The sequence below is a fragment of the Roseateles sp. SL47 genome (genome assembly GCF_026625885.1).
In the GTDB taxonomy this organism is placed as follows: domain Bacteria; phylum Pseudomonadota; class Gammaproteobacteria; order Burkholderiales; family Burkholderiaceae_C; genus Roseateles.
On sequence record NZ_CP113068.1, the window covers coordinates 786,822 to 803,587 of the forward strand.

The 16,766-nt window shown below is 66.8% G+C and carries 13 protein-coding genes; 3 read left to right on the forward strand and 10 right to left on the reverse strand.

Translation table 11 applies throughout. The features are described from left to right. The first annotated feature begins 135 nt into the window (after nucleotides 1–135). From OU995_RS03395 to OU995_RS03405, 3 genes are all read left to right on the forward strand, one after another. Complete coding sequence (locus OU995_RS03395) at nucleotides 136–1,119, forward strand: LysR substrate-binding domain-containing protein (protein ID WP_267833976.1); 984 nt, start codon at nucleotides 136–138, stop codon at nucleotides 1,117–1,119. 66 nt (nucleotides 1,120–1,185) lie between these two features. Next, nucleotides 1,186–2,235: a hypothetical protein gene (locus tag OU995_RS03400; RefSeq protein ID WP_267833977.1), complete on the forward strand. Its 1,050-nt coding sequence runs from the start codon at nucleotides 1,186–1,188 to the stop codon at nucleotides 2,233–2,235. Nucleotides 2,236–2,301: 66 nt separating this feature from the next. Next, nucleotides 2,302–3,345 carry a hypothetical protein gene (locus OU995_RS03405; protein ID WP_267833978.1) on the forward strand — a complete coding sequence of 348 codons (1,044 nt, stop codon included), beginning with the start codon at nucleotides 2,302–2,304 and terminating at the stop codon, nucleotides 3,343–3,345. Here the strand turns inward: OU995_RS03405 and gshA are convergent. From gshA to OU995_RS03455, 10 genes are all read right to left on the reverse strand, one after another. After that, nucleotides 3,336–4,631: a glutamate--cysteine ligase gene (gshA, locus tag OU995_RS03410; protein ID WP_267833979.1), complete on the reverse strand. Its 1,296-nt coding sequence runs from the start codon at nucleotides 4,629–4,631 to the stop codon at nucleotides 3,336–3,338. The two genes, OU995_RS03405 and gshA, sit on opposite strands and share 10 nt — an antisense overlap. A gap of 292 nt (nucleotides 4,632–4,923) precedes the next feature. Continuing rightward, a complete protein-coding gene (locus tag OU995_RS03415) occupies nucleotides 4,924–6,468 on the reverse strand; it encodes an ammonium transporter (protein WP_267833980.1) in 1,545 nt (514 codons plus the stop codon). 81 nt (nucleotides 6,469–6,549) lie between these two features. Continuing rightward, nucleotides 6,550–6,888, reverse strand: a complete 339-nt coding sequence (gene glnK / locus OU995_RS03420; protein WP_267833982.1) for a P-II family nitrogen regulator — start codon at nucleotides 6,886–6,888, stop codon at nucleotides 6,550–6,552. 38 nt (nucleotides 6,889–6,926) lie between these two features. Continuing rightward, nucleotides 6,927–7,634, reverse strand: a complete 708-nt coding sequence (locus OU995_RS03425) for a TorF family putative porin (RefSeq protein ID WP_267833983.1) — start codon at nucleotides 7,632–7,634, stop codon at nucleotides 6,927–6,929. Between the two features lie 345 nt (nucleotides 7,635–7,979). After that, complete coding sequence (locus OU995_RS03430; RefSeq protein WP_257720738.1) at nucleotides 7,980–8,288, reverse strand: HU family DNA-binding protein; 309 nt, start codon at nucleotides 8,286–8,288, stop codon at nucleotides 7,980–7,982. Between the two features lie 196 nt (nucleotides 8,289–8,484). Next, nucleotides 8,485–9,672: a vWA domain-containing protein gene (locus OU995_RS03435; protein ID WP_267833984.1), complete on the reverse strand. Its 1,188-nt coding sequence runs from the start codon at nucleotides 9,670–9,672 to the stop codon at nucleotides 8,485–8,487. Then, nucleotides 9,669–12,050, reverse strand: a complete 2,382-nt coding sequence (locus OU995_RS03440) for a DUF5682 family protein (protein ID WP_267833985.1) — start codon at nucleotides 12,048–12,050, stop codon at nucleotides 9,669–9,671. Before OU995_RS03440 ends, OU995_RS03435 begins: the two co-directional genes overlap by 4 nt. 14 nt (nucleotides 12,051–12,064) lie before the next feature. Further along, entirely contained in the window at nucleotides 12,065–13,156 is a 1,092-nt protein-coding gene (locus OU995_RS03445; protein ID WP_267833987.1) for an ATP-binding protein, read from the reverse strand. Continuing rightward, nucleotides 13,153–14,682 (reverse strand): DUF5691 domain-containing protein, encoded by a 1,530-nt coding sequence (locus OU995_RS03450; RefSeq protein ID WP_267833989.1) that lies wholly within the window; start codon nucleotides 14,680–14,682, stop codon nucleotides 13,153–13,155. The genes OU995_RS03445 and OU995_RS03450 overlap by 4 nt, the downstream gene beginning before the upstream one ends. Next, the gene (locus OU995_RS03455) at nucleotides 14,679–16,268 is read right to left on the reverse strand and encodes an SWIM zinc finger family protein (protein ID WP_267833991.1); all 1,590 of its coding nucleotides are present in this window, start codon (nucleotides 16,266–16,268) and stop codon (nucleotides 14,679–14,681) included. Before OU995_RS03455 ends, OU995_RS03450 begins: the two co-directional genes overlap by 4 nt. Nucleotides 16,269–16,766 lie beyond the last annotated feature (498 nt).

Here is a 16,766-nt window from a genome sequence, read left to right on the forward strand (position 1 = left end):
CCTTGGGGGCAGGGTTGTCGCACAGAGACCCCTGGGGAAGTGAGGCAGATTTGGCGTGGGCGGTCAGCGGATCACACACCGTAAAACCCGTTGAACCGCTTTGCGGGTACGCTTGCGCACCCTTTACAGACCGCCATGATCGACCAGCCCCCTACGCCCGAGGCCGCCGAGCAATTCATCGTGCGCCGCATGAGCCTGCGGCATGCACGGGTGCTGATTGCACTGCATGACACCGGCAACGCCAGCCATGCGGCCGAAGTGCTGCATGTCACCCAGCCGGCCGTCAGCAAGACGCTGGCGGAGCTGGAGCAGGGGCTGGGCCAGATGTTGTTCTTGCGCAAGGGTCGGCATATGTACATCACGCCGGTCGGCCGGCGCCTGCTGACCCTGGCCCGCAAGATTGAGGCGGACCTGCACCGGGCCGCCGGTGAAGTGGCGTCCATGGTGCGAGGTGCCACCGGTGAACTGCGCATCGGGGCCACCAATGCAGCCCTGGCGCGGCTGCTGCCCCGGGCGGTGTCGGCCCTCAAGCGGGAATCGCCGCAAGTCACTGTGAGCGTGCGCACACATGCCTTGCGCTCCCTGTTTGAAGACCTGCTGGCAGGCCAGCTGGATCTGGTCATCGCGCGGGTGATGCCGCAGGACGAACCGCTGGGCCTGCAACGAATGGCGCTGCTGCAGCAGCCGGAGCGGCTGGCCATCAGTGCCCACCATCCGCTGGCCGGGCAGGCCTCGCTCAGTTGGGAAACCCTCAGCCGACAGCGCTGGATCTGGCACATGCCCGCCACCCGGACCCGCATGCTGGTGGACCGGCTCTGGCAGGCCAAGGGGCTGCCGCTGCCCAGCGACCTGATCGAAAACGGCGACCTGATGCTGTCGCTCAACATGATGCGCGAAATGCCGCTGCTGGCGGTGATGCCCCATGACGTGGCCGTGGATGCCGAGCGCCAGGGCATCGTGAAGTTGCTGCCGCACGACGTTGACTTGGGCCTGGGCGCCCTGTCGGTCTGGCATCTGCCGGATGCCCCCAGCGAATCGCTGGACCGCTTCAAGTTGCTGCTGCTGGAGGCCGCCATTGAGGTGCAGCTGCCGACGGCCGAAGGTCGCAGCGCAGCCTGAACCCTGCCTCGGGTGTCCACGACTGACCTGCGCGGGGCTGTCCCGCGCTGCAGTTGGAGATTGCCCATGATGCGAGCCTTGTGTCTCGGCCCCTTGAACCCCTTGTCCTGCTGCGTGTCTGCAGAAGACGCTCCGGCCCAACAGCAGAGCTGGGAAACCGCCCATCAGGTGTTCCTGCGGCGGATGCTTCGTGATGCGCGGCAGGGGACGGTGCGAAGCTGGCAATCCGCCCAGTTCTGTACCGGTGAAGGTGACAGCGACAGTGACATCGCGATGCCGGGCGCCCATTCCAGCGTGCTGAAAGGTGTCCTGTCCCTCGCCCCCGATTTCACGCATCACGGCCTGGAGGTCCCGCGCGGGCCCCAACTCCTGGCCCTGGCATCCCCGGAACACAAGGACCGACCCCTGGCCGAACTGGTCAATCTACTGATGAAACGCGGTGTCGGCCATCTGCTGGTGTTGGGGCGCGTGTCGAATGATGCGATGCGGGTGGACCGGGGGAACCAGCCTCTCAGTCACCTCACCGCCGTCAACGACATCCCCATCCTGCTCAGGACTTCGACGGCCCAGCCTATGGGCCAGTGCCTGGCTAGCGAGCTGACCCTCATCACGGGCCAGTCGAACGAACCGCCAACGCCCAATGCGATACTGCCGCGCCAGTCGCATGTGCTCCAGATGTTGCGGGTGCCGCTGGAAGAACCGGCGCTTCTGACCCCCGAAGAGTTGCGCACGACCGTCACCTGGGCCCGCGCCCGGATGAAAGATGGGGCGCCCTTGGCCATCATCGCGCGAGACACGCCGCCACGCGATCAGGCACGGGATGGCCGCACGCAACCGCTGCTGGCCATGACAGGACAGCTGGCGCTGGTGTTCAGCCTTCTGCGTCAGCAGGAGGCGTCAACTGGCGACACGGGGAACTGGGCCGCGCGGCAGCAGCAGCTGTTGACCGAAGCAGCCACTGAACTGCATGGGTTGAACCCCGGGTATCTGGGCACGGAGCGCCACCTCAGTGCCGTGTTGGCCGCGCACACGGACCTCTCCGACATCACGCGCTCCCGTCACTGCTTGCCCAGGCCGCCCATGTCCGCGTCCGGCGCGACGACCAGCGAAGCCTGAACCCCGCCCATCGCGCCCACGACTGACCAGCGCGGGGTCGTCCCGTGCTCGCAGAAATGATCACCCATGATGCATGGTCTGTCCCTCCGACACCTGAATCCCTTTGCCCGCTGCACGTCCAGCGCAGATCACCGCCCGCCGCAGCCCGAATGGCAGACCACTCACCAGAAAGCGGCGCGGCAGATCCTGAGACAGGCCCCGCAACTGCCGGTGCAGTCCAGGCTCGCGTCGCAGTTCTCCATGGAAGGGGCGCAAGCTCCAGGCCGCAACAGCCAGGTGTTGAAGGATTCGTTGTGCCTGCGTCCTGAGCTGAACGCCAATGGAGAACCGGTGCCGGTCGGCCCCCAGTTGCTGGCGCTGAGCTCCCCGGAGAACCACCTGGCCCGGCTCGCCGAGCTGGTCCATCTGCTGAAGGATCGAGACGTCCATCATCTCCTGGTGCTGGGCAAGATCTCCACGGCGGCGCTGAAGCCCGATGACTATGTCCGGCCCACCTCCAGCAGCTACGACGTGAACGGGCAACAGATGGTGCTCACCACGTCCATGCCACAGTGGCAGGACGGTCTTCAGACCCGCACGCTTTCACTTCGTGTGGACAGCGAGGGTCAGCGAGGGGCGGCAGGCTTGGAGGCCAACGGGCCGAAGGGACCATCGCGTCATCTGCTGACCCTCGTGGAAGTCGAGCCTACCGAAGCGGGATTGCTGAGCCCGGATGACCTGAAGCAGATTTGCGACTGGAGCCAGAAGACGATCTCGCGCGGCGAGCCGCTGGCCATCGTCGCGCGCGAGTTTCCTGAGGATGAGGGACGTCGAAACAGCGGCGCTGCCAACCCGCTGCTGATCATGACGGGCCAACTCGCCCTGACGATGAGCCTGCGGCGGGAGCTGGACGCCGGCTCAGCGCCCGGGCAGCGCCGGACGCCGGATCGGCAAGAACAGCCGCTGGCCCGCGCCGCTGCCGAGCTTCATCGGCGCCTTCCGTCCTACCTGGGCAACGAGAAACACCTGAGTGCCGTGCTGGCGGCCTGCGAGTCCCCGTCAGGGAGCGTGCAGAGCCTTCGCCCCCGCGTGCAGTTCAAGGACCACGCGGTGACCACCAGTCAGACGTAATCCTCCGCTTCCGGATCCGTCGCTTCCAGCTCATAGCTCGCCGCCAGCATGGCCAGGCGGGCAATGACGCCATACATGTAGAAGCGATTGGGGGCGCTGACCCCGGGCTTCTCGCCCGGGGCCGGAAGATGCGACGAGTGCGCAAAGGCGAGCGGCACATAGCTGGAGCCCGGCGCGTTGAGGTTCTCATCCTCGCCGCGGTCGGCATGCACCCGGTAGAAGCCGCCCACCACATAGCGGTCCATCATGTAGACCACAGGCTCGGCCACGGCGTCATGCATGCGTTCGTGGGTGACCACGCCTTCCTGCACCAGCACCTGCGACACCGCCTGACCGTCCTTGATGACGCTCATCTTGTTGCGGGCGCGGCGGCCCAGGTCGTCCAGGTCCTTCGCGTCACGCACGGTCATGATGCCCATGCCGTAGGTGCCGGCATCGGGCTTCACCACCACAAAAGGCTTTTCCTGGATGCCGTATTCCTTGTACTTGCGGCGGGTCTTGGTGAGCACGTTGTCCACCTGCGCCTGCAGCGCATCCAGGCCCTGGCCGGTGCTGAAGTCCAGATCACCCACCGCCACCGACTGCGGATAGATCAACCACGGGTCCATGCCCAGCAACTTGGCGAATTTCTTGGCCACTTCCTCATAAGCGCGGAAGTGCTGGCTCTTGCGCCGCAAGGCCCAGCCCGCATGCAGCGGTGGCAGCAGGTATTGCTCATGCAGATGGGTGAGCACGTCCGGGATGCCCGCCGACAAGTCATTGTTCAGCAGGATGGTGCAGGGGTCGAAGTCCTTCAGGCCCAGACGCGAGCGCTGGCGGATCAGCGGCTCCAGCGTGAGGCTGGTGCCGTCCGGCAGCGGCAGCGCGGTGGGCTCCTTGATGCTGTCGTCCAGCGTGCCCAGGCGCACATTCAGCCCGGCCATGCTGAAGATGCGGATCAGCGTCTGCACATTGGTCAGGTAGAAGCTGTTGCGGGTGTGCTTCTCCGGAATCAGCAGCAGGTTCTTGGCTTCCGGGCAGATCTTCTCGATGGCGGCCATGGCGGCCTGCACCGCCAGCGGCAGCATCTCCGGCGTGAGATTGTTGAAACCGCCAGGGAACAGGTTGGTGTCCACCGGCGCCAGCTTGAAGCCGGCATTGCGCAGGTCCACCGAACTGTAGAAGGGAGGGGTGTGCTCCATCCACTCGAGCCGGAACCAGCGCTCGATGGCCGGCATGGACTCGAGCACGCGCTGTTCCAGCTCGTTGATGGGACCGGTCAGGGCGGTGATGAGGTGAGGGACCATGATGGGCGGGACGCTGGACAGCCGGTGGTGATGTGATTCTAGGGAAGCTTTGACGGGCCGCAGACCCCTCCCCGGGCTACGACAGGTGGGGGTGGCTCCCCCAAAGGCAAGGGGCGGTCCCGCTGGCCCCAGCGAGACCAGGGGCGGCAATCGCCCACGGCGCCAGCCGCGAGCCCAGTGGCGCGGAGGGGCAAAAAAAAGCCGCCCCGAGGGGCGGCTGGTCGTCAAGCACGGGGGCAACCCGCAGGCTCAACCGTTCATTGCAGGAACTCTGTACGGGATCACGGATGGATCACTTGTGATAGGCGGTCTCACCATGCGAGGTGATGTCCAGACCTTCGCGTTCGTCTTCTTCCGAGACACGCAGGCCGATCACCAGGTCCACCAGCTTGAAGGCCACCACCGACACCACACCCGACCAGATCACGGTCACACCCACGGCCTTGGCTTGGGTCCACACCTGTGCGGCGATGGAATAGGCGTCCCCGGTCACCATGGAGACGGTCACCCAGTCGCCGACGGCGCTCGGGCCCCCCAGGTTGGGCGAATTGAAGACACCGGTCAGCAGGGCACCGACGATACCGCCCACGCCGTGCACGCCGAACACATCCAGCGAGTCATCCGCGCCCAGCAGCTTCTTCAGGCCGGACACGCCCCACAGGCAGACGAAACCAGCGATGAAACCGATGATCAGGGCACCGCCCACACCCACGTTGCCAGCGGCCGGGGTGATGGCCACCAGACCCGCCACCGCACCGGAGGCTGCGCCCAGCATCGAGGCCTTGCCCTTGAACATCGCTTCACCCAGGCTCCAGGCCAGCACGGCGGCGGCCGTGGCCACCAGCGTGTTGATGAAGGCCAGCGCCGCGAAGCCGTTGGCTTCCAGGGCAGAACCTGCGTTGAAACCGAACCAGCCCACCCACAGCAGCGAAGCACCCACCATGGTCAGCGTCAGGCTGTGCGGGGTGAAGGCTTCCTTGCCGTAGCCGATGCGCTTGCCCACCATGTAGGCACCCACCAGGCCCGCAACGGCGGCGTTGATGTGCACGACGGTACCGCCAGCGAAGTCCAGCGCGCCCCACTGCCACAACATGCCGGCCTTGCTGTTCATTTCATCGACCACAGCCGCCGAGGTGTAGGCATCCGGGCCCATCCAGAACCAGACCATGTGCGCAATCGGCGCATAGCTGAAGGTGAACCACAGGACCATGAAGGCCAGCACGGCGCTGAACTTGATGCGTTCGGCGAAGGCACCCACGATCAGGCAGCAGGTGATGCCGGCGAAAGTGGCCTGGAAGGCGGCAAACACGATTTCCGGGATCACCACGCCCTTGCTGAAGGTGGCAGCGTTGGCGAAGGTGCCGGCGGCGTTGTCCCAGATGCCCTTCATGAGAATCCGGTCAAAACCACCGATGAACTTGTTGCCCTCGGTGAATGCAATGCTGTAGCCGTACAGGGCCCACAGCACGATGATCAGCGAGAAGGTCACCATGACCTGCATCAGCACCGACAGCATGTTCTTGCTGCGGACCAGGCCACCGTAGAACAAGGCCAGACCGGGGACGGTCATCAGGATCACCAGCAGGGTGGACACCATCATCCAGGTGGTGTCGCCCTTGTTGGGCACCGGCGCGGGCGCGGCAGCGGCGGAGGCTGCATCAGCAGGCGCGGAAGCGGCCGGTGCCACGGCGGCTGCAGCCGGAGCGGCTGCGGGGGCAGCGGCTTCTGCAGAAGCGGTGGCCGCAGGCGCGGAGGCCGCGTCCTGCGCCATGGCCGCAGGCGCCAGGCTGGTCAGGGCTGCCGTGGCCAGGGCCAGGCAGGCAAGCAGTTTCTTCATGTCGGACTCTCTCAATGTGGAGGGACTCGTGACGGCGCCTTCAGCGCTGTCGTGGGACGTGAGGGGATGTAAAACGGGGGCTCAGAGGGCGTCCTGGCCGGTCTCGCCGGTGCGGATGCGGATGACCTGGTCGAGCGGCGACACGAAGATCTTTCCATCACCGATCTTGCCGGTACGAGCGGCGTTCTCGATGGCTTCGATGACCTGCTCCACCACGCCTTCCGACACGGCGGCTTCGATCTTCACCTTGGGCAGGAAGTCCACCACGTACTCGGCGCCACGATAGAGCTCGGTGTGGCCCTTCTGGCGGCCGAAGCCTTTGACTTCGGTCACGGTCAGCCCCTGCACCCCAATGGCACTCAGCGCTTCGCGCACTTCATCCAGCTTGAACGGCTTGATGACGGCGGTAATCAGTTTCATGGCTCTCTCTCCTCGAAATCAGACGCTGGCGGTGGTGTTCAGAACACCTTTTTGACGGAGACCACCAGGCCGTTCTTACCCAGGTCCTTGCCTTTGCCGCCGATGTAGGCATCGGTGCTGGTGGCCACAACAGCGGCGCCCCAGGTGAAGCCTTGCCAATCCTTGTTCACCGTCAGCGAATAGTCGGTGTAGGAAAAGTCGCCGCTGTTCTTGACCTTCTGGTGGCCCACATGCGGCACCAGGGAGAAGCCGCCGCCGACATCAAAGGTGGCGCTCAGGTCCAGGTAGCCGCTCTGCTTGGAGTCGGCAAAACCGAAGAGGTTGGACACCGAGTGCGAATACTTCAGCGTGGCCGGGCCGAAGGTCACGGCGCCATACAGCTCGTTGGTGTTGGCGCTGGTGGCCAGCTTGTTGCTGGGGTAGTTGTAGCGGAGGAAGCCCACATCGATGGTCACGTCCTTGGCCACTTCGGTCTTGTAGCCCAGGTAGGTATCGATTTCGATATCGCCGTCGCCGCCGGAATCCTTGACCCACTTGATGGTCGAGGCCCAGGCACCGATGTAGAAGCCGCTGGCGTGGGCGTAATCGATGCCGCCTTGCAGGGCGGGCTTCAGGCGGGTCTGGGAAAGACCGCGATAGCGGTAGTCGGACGTGACGCTGAGGTTGTAGGAGAGGTCATCGGCCAACACCGGCAGGGCGGTGGCAGTAAGGGCGGCGGCGGCGATGACGGCGAGAATGGGCTTCATGCGGGCTCCTGATACTTGTGAGGGGACGGTCTCCGAATCCGTAGCAGGCTTTGCAGCTTTTGTGCCAGCCCCATTCCGGCTCATCACGCCACGAGGCGTTTCAAAAGCTGCCCCGACATGCGCCATTTCGCACCAATCCAGTGCGTTTTGTGGCTTGTGGTTAACCCTTGTGCCGCCCCAAGGGGGTGCCCAATGTGTCAGAGGGCCGTGGCGGGGGCCGCCCATGAATGTGACCGCCCATCAAAAACGCCCGCTCAGGGCGGGCTGCACACAAAACGCCCGCGCAGGACGGGCTGCAAATAAAAACGCCCGCTCAAGGCGGGCGTTGGATCAAGCCAGGCTTGATTACTTGTTCACGGCGTCCTTCAGGGCCTTGCCCGGCGTGAACTTGGCCACCTTGGCGGCCGGGATCTCCAGCGCTTCGCCAGTGGCGGGGTTCTTGCCGGTACGGGCCGCACGGTCACCCACCTTGAAGGTGCCAAAGCCCACCAGAGCGATGGTGTCACCCTTGGCGAGGGCTTCGGTGATGGTCTCCAGGGTGGCGTCCAGCAGGGACGTGGCCACAACGCGGGTGACACCAGCCTTGGTGGCGATGCCTTCGATCAGTTCGCTTTTGTTCATCAGACTCTCAAAACAGACCCGGATCCGGGTGATCCGGGGGTCGCGATTATCGGGCCTGCGGCCCGGGCGGGGAAAAAGCGACTGTGTAGCACTTTCAGGGCTGAACTGGCGCACCTTCGCCACCCCAACTGCAACAAAACGTCCCCAAAACGGGCTGCAAAGCCGCAGAGCGACCGTTTTTGAGTGTTTTCGGCTCGTTTCAGGTCGATTCCGCGCGTTCTTGATGCGCTCACGGTGACCCCGTCTTGGCCGCCGTCACGATCCCCTGCCCGGCCGCCCAGGCATTGAGGTCATCCCGCCGGATGGCGGCCGCCATCAGCCCGGGGAACGCGTCCGGTGTGCAGGCAAATGACGGCACGCCCAATGCGGCCAGCTTGGCCGCCAGCGCATGGTCATACGACGGGGCGCCTTCGTCACTGAGCGCCAGCAAGGTCACGAACTGCACCCCACTGTCCACCAACTCGGACGCCCGGCGCAGCAACTGCTGCTCCACGCCCCCTTCATACAGATCGGAGATCAGCACAAAGATGGTGTTGCGCGGCTCGCGGATCTGAGACTGGCAATAAGCCACAGCCCCATTGATGTCGGTACCTCCGCCCAGCTGCACGCCAAACAGCAGGTCCACCGGGTCATTGAGCTGCTCGGTCATGTCCACCACGGCCGTGTCAAACACCACCAGCCGGGTACTGACCGACGGCAGCGACGCCATCACTGCCCCGAAGATGCTGGCATAGACCACCGAGTTGGCCATGGACCCGCTCTGGTCGATGCACAGCACCACCTCCCGCTGGGGCCGCCGTGCCTTGCGGCCGAAGCCGTGCAGGGTCTCCGGGATCACCGTGCGGTGGCTGGGCTGCCAGTGCCGCAGGTTGGCGCGGATGGTGCGGTGCCAGTCGATCTCCGCCAGCCGTGGCCGGCGGTTGCGCTGGCTGCGGTCCAGGGCGCCGGTGACGGCACTGCGCATCGGCTCGTCCAGCCGTTGCATCAAGGCCTCCACCACCTGCCGCACCACCTGGCGGGCCGTCTCCTTGGTGCCCGCCGGAATGACACCGGACAAGGCCATCAGGCTGGCCACCAGATGCACGTTCGGCTGGACGTTCTGCAGCATCTCCGGCTGCAGCAGCATGTCCCGCAGGTTCAGGCGCTCCAGCGCATCCTTTTGCAGCACCTGCACCACGCTGCTGGGGAAGTACTTGCGGATATCTCCCAGCCAACGGGCCACGCGCGGGGCCGAACCGCCCCGCCCGCCTCGCCGTTCGCCAGAGAGGCCCTGGCCTTGTTCGTCATACAAGGCGCTCAGGGCCTGATCCATCTCCTGCGCTTCGCCGCTCAAGCCGCCACAGCTGTCCTCGGCTTCGCCCCCCAGCACCAGACGCCAGCGGCGCAGGCGGTCGGCCTCTTCCACAGGTGCGGTCATGCCTGCACTCCCAACAACTGGCGCAACAGGGGCAACGGCAGCCTGGCGCGTGATTCATCCCAGGCGGGCGCCGCCGTGGCGGCCCCCACGGGTCCCTGGCGGGCCGCGCGCGCACCGAGGTCGCGTCGCTCGCCCTGTTCAAACGCGGCAAAGGTGCGACGCACCAGCGGCAGCACCCGCACAAAATGCTCCTCCGCCAGGCCCGCCAGCCACTGATCAACCAGCGGCCAGACGCCATCGTGATGCAGCAGCACCACCGCATTGCGGTTGAGGAAGCCGTCCAACCAGGCCGCCGCTTTCAGCGGCTCCGCGCCGCTGCTCAGGTGCAGCGACAGGGCGGTGCCTGCGTCGTCCGCCGTCAGCTCGCCTTCATCCAGCATCAGCCGCGCACACAGGCCTTGCAGCAACTCATGGGCCGTGGATCGATCGGCCAGCAGACGGATGGCGCGCCGCCACTGCTGGGCCGGCTCCCCCTGGCCCCCGGGGTCGCGCAGCTTGACGGCGGCATGAGCGGCCAACAGGTGCTCACGCATCTGCTCCGCCGCCGCATCGTCGATGGCGCTGCCCACCAGCGGCAGGCCGATGGCGGCCCGGATCACCAGGCCATCAAACACCTGCGCCACCAGCGACGCATCGGTCTGGCGGACATTGCCGTAACGGAACACATTGGCCAGCGGCGGCAAGGCGGCCATCAACTGATCGGCATCGCCGGTGTGGGCCGCGTGGTCCTGCAAGGCCCGCGAGGCCACCGCCACCGCCTCCGGCAGGTCCGCCAGCAGCACCTGGTCCACCAGCGACGCCAACGAGGCCAGGTCCGTCGCGGCGGCGCATTGTTCGGCCACCCGTGCCGTGGCCGCCGCCACCACCGAATGGCCGAAGCGGCTGGCCTCGATCAGGCGCACCGCGAATTCCGGCTGCCATTGCAGCGTCCACACTTCATGGAAGGTGCCGCGCGACGAGCGCCCCACACGGGCCAGCGAACCCCAGCTCACCGCCAGCAGTGCGAGGCGGTGCAGCAGATGGCTGCGGGCCAGGTCGTTGGGCTGGCGAAGATCCAGGTCCAGCGTCTTCTGGGTCGCTTCCGGTTTCAGCCGCAGCGATTTCTGAAGCTGTTCCAGATCGCGCTGCAAGGGCACCTTGGGCACGCTGGACGGCACCTGGCCGAGGCGGTCGCCGATGATGAGTTCCTCGCGGATGAAACCCAGCACCGACTCATCACCCAGGGTCATGACGGTGCGGGTGGCTTCGTGCAGTTCTTCCAGCCCCGGGGCGGGACGCTGCCGCAATGCCGCAAGGGTGTCAGCGAGGCGGGCGGCTTCGATCAAATGGGCGCTGGAGCAGTCCAGGTCACGTGCGCGCATCAGCCGGGCCACACGGGCCAACCAGCCCACTGCGCGCGATTGCGGGGGCTGCCCTGCCGCACCACCACTGCTGCGCCACAGATGTTCGTACCAGCCGGGGGAGTGGATGCCTGCGCCGTAGCCGCTCTGGAAGGCGAGGTGGCGATAGGTCCAGGGCACCCAGGTGCTGGCCACCTTGAGTTTGGGCAGGCCCTTGAGCAGGGTGGCATCCGCCTTGGCGGTCACCGGCGCCTTCAGGCCGCCCAGGTGCCAGGCGCCGCAGATCACGGCCACACGCTGGAAACCTTGCTTGCGGGCCGCTCGGATGCACTGGCGCATCCAGGCCTCGCGCAGGGCCTCCAGCCGCTGGCGCGCGGTGGGTGCCGGGTCGTCCTGGGGTGCGTCGGCTCGCACCGCAAGCATCGCTTCCTCGATGGCGGCAAACAGCTGCTCGCCATCGCCGCGTTCTTCCACCATGTGGTTCCACCAGGCTTCGCCGTCGGCATACCCGGCAGCGCGTGCCAGCCAGTCCAGCGGGTCGCCGCGGCGTTGAGCGTCGGAGGCATGGGGGGGCGCCTCGGGGTTCGTGTCCACCTCGGTCTGCAAGGCCAGGCCATGCGACACCGGCAGATCGATGAACCGCACAACGGCGCCGGCCGCCACCGCCCAGCGCAGCGCTTGCCATTCCGGCGAGAACTCGGCAAACGGGTGGTACACCGCCCGCCCAGGTTCATCGACGCCATGGGTCAGAAGCGCCACTGGCGGCCGCATGTCCTCGGCCTGCACATCGGCCACGAGACCATCGGCCTCGGGCGGCCCCTCAATCAGCACACAGTCCGGCTGCAGACGGCCCAGCGCCTGCAGCAGGCTGCGGGCGCAGCCCGGACCATGGTGTCGGACGCCAAAGAAATGCAAGGCCGATTCCTGGGCCGGCCGGCGGCGCAGGGAGGCAGCCGCGCCAGCGCTCACAACCGCCCCGGTCGTGTCCTGCAGTGCCTCAGGATCTTCGGGTTGGTCGCTCTGCACGTTGCTCTGCATGCTGCTCACCACCATCACACCTGTTCGCGGCAAGCCCGATACAAATCCTTCCAGTCGGCCCGCTCCTTGACCACGGTCTCCAGATATTCGGTCCAGACCACCTGATCCTGCACCGGGTCCTTCACGACCGCACCCAGCAGACCCGCAGCCATGTCACGAGGGCTCAGCACCCCGTCGCCAAAGTGGCCCGCCAACGCCATGCCACTGTTGATGACCGAAATCGCCTCGGCGGTGGACAAGGTGCCACTGGGCGACTTCACCTGGGTCTTGCCGTCTTCGGTACGGCCCTGACGCAGTTCCCGGAAGATCTGCACCACACGGCGGACTTCCTTCAACGCGGGCGGCTCGGCCGGCAGTTGCAGCGCCGCGCCCATCTCGGTGACCCGCTTCATCACGATCGACACTTCCTCGTCCTCGGTGGCGGGCACCGGCAGCACCACCGTGTTGAAGCGCCGCTTCAGCGCGGCGGACAGCTCATTCACGCCCTTGTCCCGATTGTTGGCCGTGGCGATCACGCTGAAGCCGCGCACCGCCTGCACTTCGCTGCCCAGCTCCGGCACCGGCAGCGTCTTCTCGGACAGGACGGTGATCAGGCTGTCCTGCACATCCGCCGGGATACGGGTCAGTTCCTCCACCCGCGCGATCTTGCCGGCGCGCATGGCCTTCATCAGCGGGCTGGACACCAGCGCCGCCTCGGACGGGCCGTTGGCCAGCAGTTGCGCATAGTTCCAGCCATAACGCAGCTGCTCCTCGCCGGTACCCGCCGTCCCCTGGATCAGCAAGGTGGAATCGCCGCTCACCGCCGCAGCCAGATGCTCGGACACCCAGGACTTGGCCGTGCCCGGCACCCCATACAGCAGCAGCGCCCGATCCGTGGCCAGCGTGGCCACAGCAATCTCCATCAGCCGTTCGTTGCCGATGTATTTGGGGCTGATCTGGAAACCGTTGTCCAGGGTGCCCCCCATCAGGTAACACAGCACCGCCCAGGGCGACAGCAGCCAGTTCTCCGGGCGTGGGCGCTGGTCCTGGCGCTGCAGCTCGTGCAGCTCTTCGGCGAACTGCTGCTCGGCATGTCGGCGCAGCACGTGGGCGTTGGAAGTCGTCATGGGGTCCTCGATGTCAACCGGGGCAGATGAAGAAACGCGCGACGCAGGGCCACCACCTGGGTCACGGCGGTCATGGCGTCGGCATGGGAAGCCGTCTCGCCGTCCCGATGGAACTGGGTCAGGCCCTCGAATGCATCCAGGCAGTCCGCATGCAGGACGGCGCAGCACTCGGCCAGCAAGGGGCGGACGCCATAGTCGTCCTTGAGCTTGCCGTCGCGCGCATGGGCCAGCACCAGACGGGTGACGGCTTGCGAGAGTGGCAGGCCCAGCGTATGACCGTCCAGACAGGCGGACAGCAGCACCACCAGCGGCAACCGCGCCTCCTCGACGTGGCGCTGCCAGTGGCGTTCACGTCGGTCCTGCGGCAACCACTGCAGCAGTTGCGCCGAGCGCAGGGACTGGGGCTGGATCAGGAGCGCCTCGCACCAGTCCGGTTCCCGGGTGGCCGCCAGCGCATCCAGCCAGCCACGTGTCAGGGCTTCGGCCCAGTCGGTCCGGGCCGCCCATGCAATGAGTTGCTCCGGCGTCTGGCCGGTATGGGCCTTCCACCAGGCCACCGGGACCTGGCGCACCAGTTGGTACAGCCACCACGCCCGCTCGCCGAGGGTTTCCTGCTGAGGGCGGGTCGGGATGATCTGGTCTGCTTCCCAGTCCGGGGCCACCGCCGTGGGAGGCTCCAACGTCCAGGCTCGGCCCCACAGGCCCTTCGGCGCGTGGAGCAAGGCCGCCAGACGCGCTTGGGCACGGCGGGTATGGGCTGCCCCCGCAATCTGCATCAGCAGACGCACGGAAAGATCGCGCACCTCGCGGCTACGGTCGGTGCGGCAGCGCTCCAGCAGGGGTTCATCGTCCGGCCCGATGCCGATCTCCAGCACGGGCAACAACTCCAGCCGCTCTTTGGCCGGCAGGCCAGGCAGGGCCTGGGCCAGCCGCTCGCGGGCGGCTGCCGGCGCCGCCCGACGTTCGTGCTGGAGAAAGGCGCGCCGTTGTTCCAGCGTGCCTTCGGTCCAGTGGCTGTCCTGCGGCGCTTCACCGCTCACACCGGCGGCATACCGCCATTCATCACGTTGAGCCGCCAGCCACAGGCCGCGCTCGCCCAGCACGGGCAGCAGGTCCGGACGCAGCGCGGTGGCGCGTCGGCCGAGTTCCAAGGCTTGCGGCAGCAGGTGCGCGGGCAGGCGATAACCGGCATCGCCCAAGGTGCTGAAGACAAACGAATGCAGTCGGGCCGGCCCGTCCTGCAAGGCCCATTGCAGCAGCGGCTGCAGGGGTGCGGGTGCGCAGGGGCGATGGTCGGCTGCAGCAGGCGCGGGGGGAGGAACCATGGCGGCGGTGGGGCGGGCGCCGGCCAACTGGCAAGGGGCCAGGACGGCGGCCGCGCGAAGCACAGCGTCCGCCGGACTGCGCGTTGCCGCGCCGGTCTGAGCGATCAGCTCACCCATCTCGCCGGGCCATGCCGGCAGCGGCCCACTCTGGCGCTCGGTGCCCACCATCAGCGTGGGCAGCAAAGGAGTCCATGCACTCATGCCTGGCTCCTGATCCAGATCGGCCGGGGGTCGGCACCCGACCAGGCCGTCAACGGCAACAGGCGCTCGCCGTCCCATTCACCGGCCACGGTCATCGGATGCCCGCCCGAGGCGGCCATCAACAGCCAGCGTTCCTGCTCGCCCATGGACAGCGGCAAGGACTGGCCCCCGGCCTGAAGCTGCGCGCCGGCTTCGGTCACCACCGCCACGGCATCGGTGAGCACCATCGGATGCAGCAGCACGAAAGGGTGGGCGGCGATACGTTCGGCCACACGTTGCCATTCGGCGGCCCAGGGATCGGTGGGGAGGTCAATGGTGAGATCGGTGTTGAGGTCAGTGGTGGGATCGCTGGTGGAGGCGAGGCTGATACCGCTTGCGGAATCACGGCCCTTATCACTCGTGGATTCGCGGCGGGTGTTGCTGTTGATGGGCGTTGCGACGCCCACAGCCTTGCCGGCAGGTGCAGGCACGCGGGTCGGAAGGTGGGCCGACAGTTGCGGGGGCGCCACCGTCATGGGCTGCAGGTTCAAGGCATCCCCCTCCTCCTGCCGCTGCACGACCAGCGCTCGCATCGGGCTGGCCCCCGGAAACGTGGCCAGCGTGGCCGCGACGGCGGTGCCCGGCACCCATAGGCCGTTGAATCCCTTGCCGCCATGGGCATGTTCCAGCAGCCACGCCCGGCGCCCGGTCTGCTCGCCCTGCAGCCACACCCGTCGCTCCATCAGACGGCCTTCACGTTCTTCGATCACGGCAGCCAGCACCGCCCAGCGGTCGTCCACCCGTTCGCCGCTGGCCAGTACGTCGGCCTGGTCCACCGGCCAGCCGCACAGCGTACGCAAGTCCGCCTGGACCGGCGCTGGCAACTGCTCCCGACGGGTCAACGCCTCCGTCGCCAGTTGCAACAGGCCCAGCTGGACGATCATGCGCTCCGGCCAGTCCGCGCCCTGGCGCCATACGTCGGCGGCGGCCTGCAGCCGTTGGCCCAGGCCCGGTGCCTGCGCATCCACCATGCGGGCAGCCATGGTGCGCCAGCCCTGGATCGATGCCGCATCCAAGGCACCCAGGCCACGGGCGATCTGGTCGCCCAGCCAGCGCTGGAGTTCCTGGGCGGCGGCCTCGATGCGCTGCCAGCGCTGGGCCTCCCGCTTCAGCGAGGCATCGTCCGTCGCTCCATCCGCGTCGCCGGTCTCGCGCTGGGCCGCACGCGCCTCGGCGCGGTGGGTGGTGTCGCGGTCGCGTTCTTCCTTTTTCTCCGCACGTTCATGGCGGGACAACAGCCATTCGGCCACCCAGGCCGGCGGCTCGGTGGCGCTCAAGCTGGCGGCGGTCTGCACCCGCATCAACAGCAGGGCCAGGCCATGCTTGCAGGGAAACTTGCGGCTGGGACAGGAGCATTTGAAGGCGGGCCCACTCAGGTCCACCTGGGTTTGATACGGCTTGGAGCCGCTGCCTTGGCATTCACCCCAGAGCGCCGATTCATTGGCCCCCAGCAGCGGCCATTTGGCGGGTGAGGTCAGGCCCCTGGCCGCCTTCGCCGATGCATCGTCCGGCGCCAGCGCCAGGACGCCCTCCATGGTCAGCGACATGCTGGCCCGCTCCCGATTGGATTTTTGATGGTCGGCAGTCTAGCCACATTCGATGACGGCCACGAAACGTCCAAAGTCACATGCCACGTCCCGTTCGTTCGCGAGACACTGCATGGAGGCGACCCCCGATTCACGGGGGAAGCGTCTCGAACCCCGATCGCTTCGATGCATTCGGGCTTCCGGCTGTGGGGAAGTGTTGCTTGAATGCCCCTCGTCAACGTGGAGGGCCTCGCTGATCAAAGGCCACTTGCCGATACTTCGGGCAGTCGTCCTCGACAGCGACATGAATCGGGCCCCGCGCCGGAGCGCCCCCCTTCTCTATCGGACAGCCATGCGATATCAGAATCCCCTCGCCGCTTCTCCTGCTGTGGCCTCGACCGCTGTTGGTCAGGCCCCTCGGTTCAAACATCGTTCTGGCAGCGTCCTTGCGGGCGTGCTGGCCGCAGCTTCCACATTGTTAAGCGCCTGCGGCGGTGACAGCGACTCCAGCACTGACAG

Coding starts and splice junctions, on each gene's coding strand:
- OU995_RS03395 (WP_267833976.1), top strand. CDS start 136: ATGATCGACCAGCCCCCTACGCCCGAGGCCGCCGAGCAATTCATCGTG.
- OU995_RS03400 (WP_267833977.1), top strand. CDS start 1,186: ATGATGCGAGCCTTGTGTCTCGGCCCCTTGAACCCCTTGTCCTGCTGC.
- OU995_RS03405 (WP_267833978.1), top strand. CDS start 2,302: ATGATGCATGGTCTGTCCCTCCGACACCTGAATCCCTTTGCCCGCTGC.
- gshA (WP_267833979.1), bottom strand. CDS start 4,631: ATGGTCCCTCACCTCATCACCGCCCTGACCGGTCCCATCAACGAGCTG.
- OU995_RS03415 (WP_267833980.1), bottom strand. CDS start 6,468: ATGAAGAAACTGCTTGCCTGCCTGGCCCTGGCCACGGCAGCCCTGACC.
- glnK (WP_267833982.1), bottom strand. CDS start 6,888: ATGAAACTGATTACCGCCGTCATCAAGCCGTTCAAGCTGGATGAAGTG.
- OU995_RS03425 (WP_267833983.1), bottom strand. CDS start 7,634: ATGAAGCCCATTCTCGCCGTCATCGCCGCCGCCGCCCTTACTGCCACC.
- OU995_RS03435 (WP_267833984.1), bottom strand. CDS start 9,672: ATGACCGCACCTGTGGAAGAGGCCGACCGCCTGCGCCGCTGGCGTCTG.
- OU995_RS03440 (WP_267833985.1), bottom strand. CDS start 12,050: ATGCAGAGCAACGTGCAGAGCGACCAACCCGAAGATCCTGAGGCACTG.
- OU995_RS03445 (WP_267833987.1), bottom strand. CDS start 13,156: ATGACGACTTCCAACGCCCACGTGCTGCGCCGACATGCCGAGCAGCAG.
- OU995_RS03450 (WP_267833989.1), bottom strand. CDS start 14,682: ATGAGTGCATGGACTCCTTTGCTGCCCACGCTGATGGTGGGCACCGAG.
- OU995_RS03455 (WP_267833991.1), bottom strand. CDS start 16,268: ATGTCGCTGACCATGGAGGGCGTCCTGGCGCTGGCGCCGGACGATGCA.